The sequence below is a fragment of the uncultured Aquabacterium sp. genome, from assembly GCF_913773725.1.
Classification (GTDB): Bacteria; Pseudomonadota; Gammaproteobacteria; order Burkholderiales; family Burkholderiaceae_C; genus Aquabacterium.
In genome coordinates this window covers 1-11,735 of the sequence record NZ_CAJYGK010000113.1, presented here as the reverse complement: position 1 = coordinate 11,735, position 11,735 = coordinate 1, and the positions used below count along the sequence as shown (strand labels likewise).

The window sequence follows — 11,735 nt, the reverse complement described above, 5'->3', positions numbered from 1 at the left end:
AACATCAGCACGCGCAAGGCGGGCGATGTGGCTTGCTGTTCGGCGGAGGCTGGGGGGCGGGGGGGCAGGCCGACCAGGGCCAGCCCCCATTCGTAGTCGGCCAGCACGACGGCATGCAGGCCGGCCTGCTGATCTCGCTGCACGTCCTGCCAGAGGGCGTCCAGCGTGGCTGCGTTCTCGCAGCGGTGCTCCCGCACGAAGCCGGTGTACAGGCGGCTGCAGGGCTGACCCGGGGTCGCCGTGCAGTCGTCCAGCAGCGCGAAGGGCTCGGCGGGGCCGTGCATGACGCTGGCCTCAGCTCCAGTCGTCCATGTCGTGACGGACGGTGTGGCGCTTGGCGATCAGCTCGTCCACCGAGGGCTCGTTGGCCAGGGCCCGGCGGATCGCCAGCTTGGTGGCCTCGTAGTTGGTGCGGTACATGTCGCGCTTGCTGAGTTGCGGGTCCTGCGCGCACCGCGGGTCGATCCACACCAGGCTGATGATGCACAGCTCGTTGACCAGGTCACGCGGGATGACGCCCTCGCTCACCAGGTCGACCACGGCATCGGCCGTGGCGGACTGCACCACGCCCCCGAACAGTTCGATGTTGGCGCTGTCCTTGAGGGTGACCTTGGGCACCATGATGGTGGCCGGGCGGACCAGCTGGTTGCAGGCCCGGATGGCGAACATCGCGGTGTGGCCCTTGGTCTGCGCCATCATGTTGGCAAAGGCCTGGCCGACGGGGCCACTGGTGCGGCCGATCAGGACTTCGGGCATGGCGTCGGTGAACTGGCCTTCGGCTGCGAACACGGTGGCTTCGCCGGCGTGGAAGAGGTAGTCAGGCTGGGTCATGGTTTGAAGTGGTTTCAGGAAATTGAATGAAGGCAGTGCGCGGGGTCAACCGAGCACGAAGACGTCGCCGATGCCACTGACGGAGAGGTCACCGGTTCGGCGTGCAGGCGCGCTCCGAGGCAGGTCGACGGCCTGGAGAACGAGCCCGGCAGCCAGCGGGGCAAGATGACGGGCCAGCAGTTGCCAGGCCACGCGAACGTCGGCGGGGTTGGGCGCAAACGTGGGGCCCAGGTCAGGGGCGGGGCCCGCGAAGACCAGGGAGCCGCGGCGCATGCCCCAGGCAGGATGGGCGCCGGTGCGGCCGCCCACCAGCACGGTGCCGGCCACCATGCGGGAGGCCAGGTGATCGCCGGTGTCGCCGCAGACCACCAGGGTGCCGCGCCGCATCCGGTCGGCCAGCCGGGCGCCGGCATGGCCGCGCACGATGAAGGTGCCGCCACGCATGCCGTCCAGGCTGCCGACCTGGGCACCGGCTGCGTGGTCCCGCACGTTGCCGTGGACCTCGAGCCGTCCACTGGCCATCTCGCAGCCGGTCAGGTCCCGGGCATGTCCTTCGATGACAAGCTGGCCACCTCGCATGCCGGCACCCGCCAGATCACCCACTGAGCCTGTGACGACGATGCGGCCGTCCGTCAGCCCCTGACCGATGCGATGGAAGCGGCTGAAGTCGCCGTCGAGCGTGAGCGTGTCCGGCATGTCGGTCGCCGTGCTCACATGGCAGAAGTCACCGACGGTGGCCGCATCGCGCCCATGCCGCAGCGGGAGGTGGCTGACCTCGGTGGCGCTCAGGCCGCGCAGCCGCTCGGGGTGCAGCGTGTGCAGGTCGATCGAGAGCGCGGGCTGCGTGTGCAGCCGAAGCAGGTGGCCGCTCATGCGTGCGCTCCTTCGGGCAGCAGATCCCGCAGATGGAAGTGGTAGGGGCCCAGCTTGCCGCCGTAGTTGCCAGCGGACACGCGCAGCAGGCCGGCCACCGGAGGCTGGCTGCCGTGCCCTGTCACGGCCGCGATGCCGGCGCGCATGGCCGCGGCCACGTCGGCTTCGCTCAGGCCGTCGATCACGATTTCGAGCACGCTGCCCACCTCGGGCGTCAGCGCGGAGCGCGGGCTCACGTGGAGGAGGCTGGGGCAGAACGCGTCATTGGTCGAGGCGCTCAGGGCCTTGTACTTGCTGCCGACCTTCGAGCCGGAGCGCACCACCCCGCCTGGAAAGGGCAGAATCACGTTGGGAACCTGACGCATGGCGTCGGCCGCCGCCACGGCAGCAGCCAGCGCGCTGTCGGTGTCCCGGGCCAGCAGCAGCAGGTTGCCGCCCCCCACGCCTTTGACCACCGGGGTGCTTTCCTGGGCGACGAACTCCCCGTCCATCACGGGCACCCGCCAGTAGCGCACGCCATCGATCACCTTGGACTGCTGCCAGCCGTCGCCGAAGAAGCGCAGGTTCTTGCCCAGCGGCATGGCCTCGCCTTCGGGCAGCCCGGCATACACCGCGGTGCTGGGGCATGTGAGCACGCACTGACCCACGCGCCGTTCGATCTGCTTGGCCAGTTCCTTGCCGGACATCGAGAAGAACAACAGGGCAACGCCCGGGCGGCCGTCCGGCGTGGTGTCGGGCGACAGCTCGCGCTCGATCCCGGCTTCGCAGCCACAGGCGATCACGGAGGTGGCAAAGCCTGTGGCGGCGGTGCCCGCATGGCGCGCCCATTCGAGCGTGTGGGCGGTGACGATCAGTCGCGTGGCCTTCATCGGAAAGGCCTCTGCAAAGCTGTCGTCGATGGCGATCCCTTGGAGATGCATGGGGCTCAGGCGGCAAGAGGGGAGGTTGGAAAGCAGGCCGTGGGCAACAGGCGCCCGCCGCGACCGCAGCTGCACAGCTCGTCGTGGCCGATGACCGCATGAGCGGGGTTCACCGTCAGATGCCGCCGCGCATAGGACTGCAGCGTCTTGCCGATGGACGGATCGAAGTCGGGCTCGGCAAAGTGCACGCCGCCGGTCGGCGTGGCGACGATCTCGCCGGCTTGGGCCACCAGCAGGCCATCCTTGAAGACGTAGGCCGGTGTGGTGAACATGGCCTCGATGTCATCCTGGACCCGGTAGACCGCGACGTCGGCCGCGGCGCCAGCGCCCAGGTGGCCCTTGTCCGACAGACCGAGCAAACGGGCCGGGCCCGCACGGGTCAGGATGGCGATTTCGTACAGCGTCAGCTCGCGGCGGATCTCGCGCAGCGGGGCGTGGGCGGCGACATCCGGGTGCAGCCGCGCCAGCTGTTCATCGCGGAAGGCCTTGTCCATCAGCAGGCGGATGAGGTGCGGGTAGCTGCCGAAGGGCCCGCCGTTGGGGTGGTCGGTGGTCAGCACCACGCGCCACGGGTCGTCGATCAGCAGGAACAGCTCGAGCCCGATGCTCCACTGCAGCGCGTTGACGTAGCTCTTCTCGCGGTACTGGAAGGGCACCACGCCGCAGCCTGCGTCGCACTCGATGTCGGCGCCGCCGAACTTGCGGGGCGAGCCGGCGGGGGCGTTGGCCCATTGCCGCATGGTGTCGCCCGAGATGGTGACCGTCTGCCCGAACATGACCTGGCCCACGTCCACCGAAATGTTGGCGTGGCGGTTGACCGCCTCGGCCAGCTCGACCGCCGCCGACGAGAACTTGTGCGGCCCTTCCTTGCCATAGCTGTGGAACTGCACATGCGTCAGGTGGGCGGGCAGGCCTTCCAGCGCCTCGATGGTGTTCAGGGTCGATGCGATGTTGCCCGGCACACCCAGGTTACTGGTGTGGATGTGCAGTGGGTGCGGGATGCCCAGGTCCTGCAGGCAACGCGCGAGCGTTTGCAGGATCTGGCGCGGCGTGACGGACCAGTGTGTGTGGGCCTCGTCGACATCGAGCCGGCGCTGGTTGAACTTGAAGGCGGAGATGCCGCCCGGGTTCACCACCTTCACACCGAGTGCCTTGGTGGCATGGATGGTCCAGGCCATGTAGTCCCGGATGCGTTCGATGGGCTGCTGCCGGGTCATCATGTCGAGCAGCAGCTCGTCATTGCCGAGCATCACATAGGCCCCGTGGTCGAGGATGGGCACATCGCCCATCTCGAGGTGGGTGTGGCGGGCGTTGCTCGCGGCCATGGCGGGCTCGAACGCGCTGGTGTAGCCCATCTTCACATAGCTGTAGCCCGTCTGCAGTGTGCCGGGGGCGCAGTGCCCGCACGAGGCCAGCTCCAGCGGGTTGAGCGGCAAGGGGGCGGGATCGAAGCCACGGCGATGGTCTTCCGGCAGCATCAGGCGCGCCAGGTTCATCTTGCCGCCGGCGATGTGCGTGTGCATGTCGATGCCACCGGCCATGACGATGCAGCCGGTGACGTCGATCGTCTGGTCGACGGCTTCGTGGGCGGGCAGGTCCACGATGCGGCCGTCACGGAGGACGAGGTCGCGCACCACGCCGTCGATGCCGTGGGTCGGGTCGTACAGACGGCCGCCCTGGAGTCGGATGGTGCTCATGCCGGGGCTCCGGTGTGTGCCTGAAGGCGTTGCAGCAGGCCCTCGACCACCTCGGCCACCGTGGGCAGGGACGAGGGCCGGATGGGCCGCAGGGGCAGCACGACGCCGCCATCGGCACGAAAGAGGTGGCCGCCGGCTTCGATGCCGGGCGTGGCCACTGGAATGAAGACGACGTCGCCTTCGGGACGGACCAGGCCGGGTCGCCCCAGGATGATCTGCGGCAGGCTGGTGTCGGGTGGGATCAGGCCCGGCTGAAAGCTGGCGACCCACAGCAGCAGGTCCACCTCGCCCTGAGCGAGCAGGCGGCCGCCGGCCAGCCGGACCGGATCGTGGGTCAGCCCGGCCGGGCTGTGCTCGGTGCGCAATGGCAGGCCGGAGAGCCACGTCCATGCCTGGTTGACGGCGTAGGCGCCCTCGCTGCCACCGAGGCTCAGCGTGGTGGCCCGGCCTTGGACATTGAGCTCGGCCACCAGCCGGTAGAGGGCTTCGCCCACCAGTTCGCCGTGCGGGCCGGCCATGCCGGGTTCCCATACGAACACCGGATAGCGGGCTGCGCGCAGCCGATCGACCAGGGGCTGCCAGGCCGCCACCCGTGCATCGGCAGCGACATGCCCCCGGACGCAGGCGGCCAGCTCCGACAGCGTCCGCGCCAGCGGCGCCCCGACGGCCTGCGCTTCGCCGTGTACGTGCTCACCCTGTGGCAGGGCCGGGTCCACGTCGGCCCCCAGGTAGACCACGTGGCGCCGGGGCAGATCGGCGCGGCCGATGCCGCATCGCTCGTAGAACAGCGGATAACGCGCCGCCGGCTGCGTGCCCACACACACCAGCAGATCGCAGCGGTTCAGGACCTCGGACAGGGTCGTGTAGAAGGTGCCCTTGTCCTGCTGGGCACGCACGGCGTTGTGCAGCGCCTGCCCGTGCGCGTGGTCGGCGACCGCATGGGTGCACGCCGCCAGACGGTACAGGGCGCGGGCCCCGGCCACATCGGTGGCCAGACCGCCGAGCAACGGACGGCGTGACTGGCTCAGCCACTGAGCTGCGACGTCCAGCGCTTCGGCCACGGAGGCGCGTGTTCCCTTGACCCATGCCTGGGTTGCCTCGGGGTTGTCTGCCGGCAGCAGGTGCGCCAGTGCGCCGTCGGCCCGCGGGCAGCTGGCCCCGCGCAGGCGAGGCGGGTCGGCCAGGTCGACCCCGGCGTGGTCACACAGCAGGGCGCAGTAGGGGCACGTCCAGGGGGGTGTTTCCGCAGCCGGGGTGGCGTGGCTGCTGTCGGAAAGGGCGTTCATGTGGCGGCATGAACGCAATGCACATGCCATGCGGCGCGGCGGGGATCGGCCCCGCACGCACGATCAAGGCGTGGCAGGGGTGGGACAGTCTGTCCTGCGGGCGCGGCTCAGCGGTGCAGGCAAAGTGTGTCGCCGTCGGTGTCAGGGCATCGCCAGACAACGTCAGCGGGGCGATGGCATGAATTCTGTTTGGTCGACGGCATGTCCTGGTCTGCGCCGCCACCCGCTTGCCCCGTCCGCTGCTGCTGTCAGCGGGCGGGTGGAAGCCGCCGCTGGTGCAGTGCGCTGGCCACCAGCCACCCATGGGCGCCGGCCTGGGCGGCCGCGTTCAGGTCGGCGTCATCACGGATGCCGCCGGCCCCCAGCACGTGGGCGTCGGGCGCATGCGACCGGATCTGCCGGATCAGGCCGAGGTCGGGGCCCGATTCGGCACCGACCTGGTCGAGGTTCATGGCAATCACCCGCTCGGGCCAGTCCTGCGGAGACGACCAGCAGGCGGCAGGGTCGATCGGCTGGCCATGGCGATGGTCCAGCGACAGCGCGCAGGCCGGATGGCGCGCGAGACAGCCGCGCAGGGCCTCGAGCGAAGACAGGGACTCGCTGCCCAGCACCGCCACCAGTTGCTGGGGCGAGGGCGCGAAGCAAGCCAGCAGGGCGTCCAGGTCATCCGGGCGCCGGATGCCGGCATCGACCCACAGGCAGATGTCGGGCAGGGCGGTTCTCAGGCGCGCCAGCACGGCGGTTTGCAGTCCCTTGCCCTGCAGTGCATCGAGGTCGGCCAGGTACAGCTGGCGGGCGCCGGTGTACCGGAGCAGCGCCTGCGCCACCTCGATCGGGTCATCGCCGGGGCACAGGTCGGAACGCACGGACTGGTACTGGTCGCGTGCACCACGGCGGGCGTGGACCACGCGCCCCTCTTTCACATCCATCACCGGGATCACGTTCATACCATGAGGCCTTTGTCAGTGTTGGTGTACGAACACCTCAGCGCGGGAGCGGAAGGCGATCAAGCCGAGCTGTTGTCCGTGGGGCGGGACATGCGCACGGCCATGGTGTCGTCCCTGGCGGCGCTTCCGGGCGTCACAGTGTCGCACGTGACGGCGCCGTGGGAGGACGGTGGCGTGCGCGCCCGGCCCGGCGAGTCAGCGCCCGCGCTGCTCTCGCGGCTGGCCGTGGGCCATGACCTGATCTGGGCGGTGGCGCCCGAGGCCGAGGGCCTGCTGGCGGCGTGCTGCGCGAGCGTGCCGGCTGCGCGCTGGATGGGCTGTGACCCGGATGCCATCCGGGTGGCCACGAGCAAGAGCCTGACGCTGGCCGCCCTGGAGGCGGTGGGCGTGCTGACACCGCTGGACCCGGCGGTGCGCCAGGCGGCCCGGGCGTGGGTCGTGAAGCCCGATGACGGCGCCGGGGCGCTGGCCACACAACGGTTCCAACGCGAAGAAGAGGCGCGGATGGCCTGGGCCGACCGCGACGCCCGCGGCCTGACCAGCACCCTCGAACCCTGGGTGGACGGCCTGCCCATGAGCCTGTCTCTGGTGGTGGGCGCATCGGGCACGAAGCTGGTCAGTGTCAACCAGCTGCACATGCACGTGGCCCCCGACGGCCACGTGAGCATGGCGGGCCTCACACGCAATGTGATGGGGGAGGGGGATCCGGCACGGGCCCGGCTTGCGCGGCTGGCACGACAGGTGGTGGCGGCCATACCGGGTCTGAAGGGCTTTGTCGGCATCGACTACGTGGACCACCCTGTGTTCGGGCCCGTGGTGATCGAGGTGAACCCGCGTGTGACCTGGGCGTTTGCCGGCCTGTCGGAGGCGACCGGCCTCAGCCTGGGCGCCATGCTGCTCGATGTCTTTGCGCCAGAGGGACGACCTGTGCCGGAGAAGGCGCATGCGTGAGCGCGACGGAACCAGCGAGGGCACCCCGTATGTCGGCTGGGACATCGGCGGGGCGCATGTCAAGGCCTGTCGCGTGGCGCGAGGCCGCGTGCAGGCGGTGCGGCAGTGGGCCTGTCCGCTGTGGCAGGGGCTGGACCAGCTCGATGCGGTGCTGCAGGCCGCGCAGCAGCACTGGCCCGACCTGGCCCGTGTGCACCATGCGGTCACCATGAGCGGGGAAATGGTCGATGCCTTCGCCCACCGAGAAGATGGCGTGATGGCCATTGCACAGCGCATGGCTGCGCTGCCAGGCCAGAGTCTTCGGTTCTATGCCGGCGAGGCGGGCTGGCCTGCGCTCGAGACACTGCGCCCTGCGTGGCAGGCCGTGGCCTCGGCCAACTGGCTGGCCACCGCGGCCGTGGCAGCGCGCGCCGTGGGCAGCGGGATGCTGGTCGACATCGGCAGCACGACGACCGACATCATCGCCCTGCGGGGTGGCGATGTGCGAGCCCTGGGTCGGACGGACGCCGGCCGGCTGGCCACGGGTGAGCTGGTTTACCTGGGCGTGGCGCGCACGCCGGTGTGTGTGCTGGCCCGCCAGGTGCCCTTCGCGGGGTTGCTGCGCAATGTGATGAACGAGTTCTTCGCGACCACGGCCGATGTGTACCGCCTGACTGGCGAACTGCTGGCTGAGCATGACCAGTACCCGGCGGCCGATGGGGGGGCGAAGGACCTGGATGGCAGCTGCCAGCGGCTGGCGCGCCTGATCGGGCTGGACGGGCGAGACGCCGATCTGCCCGCCTGGCGGGCGCTGGCCCACACCTGGCGGCAGGCGCAGCTGGACTGGACGGCCGAACAGGTGGACCGCGTGTCCCGACAGGCCGGGTTGCCGGCCGATGCGCCGCTGGTGGCGGCAGGGTGCGGACAGTTTCTGGTGGAAGCGCTGGGCCGGATGATGAACCGCCCTGTGCACCGCCTGAACACCGTGGCGTTCTCGATGGCCTCGGATGCCACGCCGGACACGGCCACCTGGGCCGATGTGTGTGCGCCGAGCGTGGCGGTGGCCTGTCTGTGCGCGCAGGAGGATGCCGCATGTGGGTCGTGAAGCTGGGCGGCAGCCTGGCCGAGGGCGAACGCCTGCCCGAGTGGCTGGCCTTGCTCGCGACTGTGGGTCGGGGGCGCGTGGTCGTCGTGCCCGGTGGCGGGCGCTTTGCAGACGAGGTGCGCACGGCCCAGCGGCACTGGCAGTTCGATGACGTGGCCGCGCACAACATGGCCGTGCTGGCCATGGCCCAGACCGCGATGATGATGCGCAGCCTCGTGGGCACGCTCGAGCCGGTGCTCTCGACAGCCGATGTGCGCCGGGTGCTGCGCCGCGGGGGCACGGCCTTGTGGATGCCGATGCAGGCCTTGCGTGACCAGCCCGACGAACTCACCAGCTGGGACGTGACCTCCGACAGCCTGGCGCTGTGGCTGGCACGCCAGCTCAATGCCGAGCGCCTGACGCTGGTGAAATCGTGCGCCGTCGAGCCCCGATGGGACGTCGCGGAATGGGCTGCACGGGGCATCGTGGATGCCGCCTTCGAGCCCATGGCCCGCCACGCAGGCCTGGCGATCGATGTCCTGTCCAGCGATCAGGTCGAGACGCTGCGCAGCTGGCTCACCGGGACGCCCATCGGTACGTCGATGGCGTGAGGCCGCCGCTTGCGCGACAGGCCCCATGTGGCCGCCTGGGCCATCAGCGCCCGGGCGAGATCGGTCTGCAGGCCCTGCGCCCGGTCTCCGATGCACACGGCGCTGCGGAAGCCGACATAGTCTGGAGACAGCGTGGCCAGATCTGCAAGGTGCCGGAAGCGCAGCGCCCCGGCCAGGCCCGCGCCCTGACCATGGCGATGACAGGCTGAGACGAAGTCCCGCAGCTCGGCCTGCGCCAGCACATCGAACAGGCTGCCCCGGTCCTTACGGGCCGTGTCCAGCATCAGGGCGGGAAAGCGTGCGCGGTGGGCGCGGTCCAGCAGCAGCGGGTCCAGGCCATCGTCGGCCAGAAACACCGGAATGATGGCGCAGGGCAGGGGCGCGAGGGCATCGATCACGGCAGCGGCTTCCGGGCCGGACGTGATCCCGACCTTGACGATGTCCACTCCAGTTGCTGCCACGGCCTGCACGCGGGCCAGAATGGTGTCGAGCTCGGTCATGGGCACGTCGCCGATGGTGGCGCTGAGCGGACCATGGTGGCCGCGACCGCGCAGGCCGGTGACCACCTCACGGATGAGGGCACAGGGCAGGCCGCCCAGCGCCCCGTCGGCGGGCTCCTTCAGGTCGATCAGGTCCACGCCTGCGGCCTGCGCCCGGCATGCTTCGTCCAGATTGCGCACGCTCACGAGCACGCCGTGGAGGGGGGAATTCATGCGGTCGCTCCATTCAGGTTGGACGGGGAGTCCAGTTGCAGGGCGTGGCGGGCCACGGCCTCGCACAGCCATTGCCATGCTTCGCGCTCCTGCGGGCCGGCGGTCTTGTCGATGGCCACCTGCAGTGGACGCATCTCGTTCTGAATCTGGTGCAGGGGCAGCAGGTGCAGGCGGCTTACCAGCACCGCACCTTCGATGACCGCGGCCTGCGCCCGGTTGAATCCGAGGAAAGGGGCATGGTCCTGTGCCTGCACCACCGACAGGGTCAGCACGGGGCGTTGCGCATCCGGCTGCACGTCGGTCAGTTGCAGGGCAAGGTGCCGCAGCGCACAGGCGAGGCGCACCCCCGCCACGCCGTTCAACGGCACGGTGGGCCAGGTGCGGCGGCCGGTCACACAGCCGGCAAACACCCGGGTGTCCGTCAGCACATTGAGCACGGCCGTCCCCCGGCTCAGGATGTGATCCAGCGTGCGGGACGGCTTGAAGGGCAGCAGGCGCACGGACGGCGCATCGCCTGCCAGATAGCGCACGCCCATGGGGGCCAGGTGTGGTGTGCCCTGTGGGTCCAGCGTGCTCACCACGGTTTCGAAGATCTGGTCGTTCATGCACGCTCCCGGGCCGGTGGGGCGCAACGGTGTGCGCCATCCTGAGCCGCGTCGACCGCGCATCCCCAGCTCAGTGGTTGATCCTGAACATGCCGCTTGCCCAGCTGAAAGGCCACCTGCGCCCGTGCCAGTTCCACGCCCATGTAGAAGGCATGAGAGGCGTCGTGCTCCAGGCCCAGCGTGGGCCACAGTGCGAAGGGGTCTTGTCCCAGGCGGTGCCCGTCGCGGTTGTAAACGTGGATGCCTTGCTCGGAGACCTGCACGCGGAAGTTCGGGTCGCGCACGGCCGCGGCGGTCTGCTCGATCTCGGCGGGGCTGTCGGGGAAGGGATGCTTGGCGTGCACGGTCATCAGGGCGTCGCTCAGCCCCTTGGGCAGCATGTGCATCTGGTGGGCGGCGTGGTGGATGCGCCGGGCCCAGTCGGCTTCGCGGATGGCACGTCGCGCATGGCCGCTGACCTGCGTGGTCAGGATGGCGGCGATGTCGAGTTCGGCCGCGATGCCCAGCAGCACCGCATTGATGCCGCTCGTGTCCGCCTCCAGCAACTCCGTGAGGTTGCCCACGCCCATCAGGATGTCGATGTCCGGATGGCGTGCCCGCAGTCCGTGGTAGCGCACCACGGACTCGGTGAAGCCGAAGGGCAGGGGGTCGAGGATGGGGTCGGCCAGGAAGGGCCGGCCTCGGGCCTGCATGCCCGCAATCGCCTCGTCCAGCGAGGCCGTGTCCGTCGGGGTGCGCGGAATCAGCACCGGCACCGAAGCGACCTCGTCGGCCACCCACAGCGTGTCGATGTTGAGGCTCAGCAGGTAGTCGGCCCCGGCCCGGCCGCCCCGCAGCAGCTCCTGGGGGGCGGGGGTGTCCACGCTCACCGTGTGGCCCTCTTGCTTCAGCGCCCGGACGGCGTCTTCCAGATGCGGGAAGGGCGTGGCCGGCAGACAGCCGAGGTCGATCACATCCGCCCCTTCCGACCGGTGTTGCCGCGCGCGGGCGAGGATGCCTGCGACATCGAGGCGGGGGGCGTCCACGATTTCGGCAAAGATGCGCGTGCGGTACTGCGTGAGGTCGACCGGCTGCTGCGCACGCTTGAAAAAGCGGGGCAGGTCCTTGAGCTCTTCCGGGCCCCGCTCCACCGGGATGCCGTAGTGGGCGCTCAAGGCGGCGACGTCGCCCATGCAGCGCCCGGGCACGATCATCCGGTCGGCCTGGACGGGCGCCGGCACACGGCGGCGGATCATGTC

Annotated in this window: 12 protein-coding genes and 1 pseudogene; 3 read left to right on the top strand and 10 right to left on the bottom strand. The window is 70.1% G+C overall.

Annotated features, from left to right (window positions below):
- The 7 genes and pseudogenes from QZ709_RS13365 to QZ709_RS13335 form a co-directional block, all read right to left on the bottom strand.
- Positions 1 to 284, bottom strand: a pseudogene (locus QZ709_RS13365) (chloride transporter); the annotation flags it as partial.
- Between the two features lie 10 nt (positions 285 to 294).
- Positions 295 to 831, bottom strand: coding sequence for a formaldehyde-activating enzyme (gene fae / locus QZ709_RS13360; protein ID WP_294637786.1), 537 nt, complete (start codon positions 829 to 831; stop codon positions 295 to 297).
- Positions 832 to 876: 45 nt separating this feature from the next.
- Positions 877 to 1,704, bottom strand: coding sequence for a formylmethanofuran dehydrogenase subunit C (locus QZ709_RS13355; RefSeq protein ID WP_294637784.1), 828 nt, complete (start codon positions 1,702 to 1,704; stop codon positions 877 to 879).
- The gene (gene fhcD / locus QZ709_RS13350; protein WP_109038759.1) at positions 1,701 to 2,624 is read right to left on the bottom strand and encodes a formylmethanofuran--tetrahydromethanopterin N-formyltransferase; all 924 of its coding nucleotides are present in this window, start codon (positions 2,622 to 2,624) and stop codon (positions 1,701 to 1,703) included. The genes QZ709_RS13355 and fhcD overlap by 4 nt, the downstream gene beginning before the upstream one ends.
- Before the next feature lie 5 nt (positions 2,625 to 2,629).
- Positions 2,630 to 4,321 carry a formylmethanofuran dehydrogenase subunit A gene (locus QZ709_RS13345; RefSeq protein ID WP_294637783.1) on the bottom strand — a complete coding sequence of 564 codons (1,692 nt, stop codon included), beginning with the start codon at positions 4,319 to 4,321 and terminating at the stop codon, positions 2,630 to 2,632.
- Positions 4,318 to 5,607 carry a formylmethanofuran dehydrogenase gene (locus QZ709_RS13340; protein ID WP_294637782.1) on the bottom strand — a complete coding sequence of 430 codons (1,290 nt, stop codon included), beginning with the start codon at positions 5,605 to 5,607 and terminating at the stop codon, positions 4,318 to 4,320. The genes QZ709_RS13345 and QZ709_RS13340 overlap by 4 nt, the downstream gene beginning before the upstream one ends.
- Positions 5,608 to 5,855: 248 nt before the next feature.
- Positions 5,856 to 6,554: a HisA/HisF-related TIM barrel protein gene (locus tag QZ709_RS13335; protein ID WP_294637779.1), complete on the bottom strand. Its 699-nt coding sequence runs from the start codon at positions 6,552 to 6,554 to the stop codon at positions 5,856 to 5,858.
- 3 nt (positions 6,555 to 6,557) lie between these two features.
- Between QZ709_RS13335 and QZ709_RS13330 the strand changes: the two genes are divergently transcribed.
- The 3 genes from QZ709_RS13330 to QZ709_RS13320 are packed head-to-tail and all read left to right on the top strand — an operon-like array spanning position 6,558 to position 9,179.
- The gene (locus tag QZ709_RS13330; RefSeq protein WP_294637777.1) at positions 6,558 to 7,505 is read left to right on the top strand and encodes an ATP-grasp domain-containing protein; all 948 of its coding nucleotides are present in this window, start codon (positions 6,558 to 6,560) and stop codon (positions 7,503 to 7,505) included.
- Positions 7,498 to 8,589 (top strand): hydantoinase/oxoprolinase family protein, encoded by a 1,092-nt coding sequence (locus tag QZ709_RS13325; RefSeq protein WP_294637775.1) that lies wholly within the window; start codon positions 7,498 to 7,500, stop codon positions 8,587 to 8,589. The genes QZ709_RS13330 and QZ709_RS13325 overlap by 8 nt, the downstream gene beginning before the upstream one ends.
- Entirely contained in the window at positions 8,577 to 9,179 is a 603-nt protein-coding gene (locus tag QZ709_RS13320) for an aspartate kinase (RefSeq protein ID WP_109038765.1), read from the top strand. The genes QZ709_RS13325 and QZ709_RS13320 overlap by 13 nt, the downstream gene beginning before the upstream one ends.
- On the opposite strand, the gene QZ709_RS13315 is transcribed toward QZ709_RS13320, so the two are convergent.
- The 3 genes from QZ709_RS13315 to QZ709_RS13305 all read right to left on the bottom strand — a co-directional run.
- Positions 9,119 to 9,892, bottom strand: coding sequence for a (5-formylfuran-3-yl)methyl phosphate synthase (locus QZ709_RS13315; RefSeq protein ID WP_294637773.1), 774 nt, complete (start codon positions 9,890 to 9,892; stop codon positions 9,119 to 9,121). The genes QZ709_RS13320 and QZ709_RS13315 overlap by 61 nt on opposite strands.
- The gene (locus tag QZ709_RS13310) at positions 9,889 to 10,497 is read right to left on the bottom strand and encodes a DUF447 domain-containing protein (RefSeq protein WP_294637772.1); all 609 of its coding nucleotides are present in this window, start codon (positions 10,495 to 10,497) and stop codon (positions 9,889 to 9,891) included. The genes QZ709_RS13315 and QZ709_RS13310 overlap by 4 nt, the downstream gene beginning before the upstream one ends.
- A partial coding sequence (locus QZ709_RS13305; protein WP_294637771.1) for a DUF6513 domain-containing protein occupies positions 10,494 to 11,735 on the bottom strand: 1,242 nt, incomplete at its 5' end. The genes QZ709_RS13310 and QZ709_RS13305, both read right to left, overlap by 4 nt.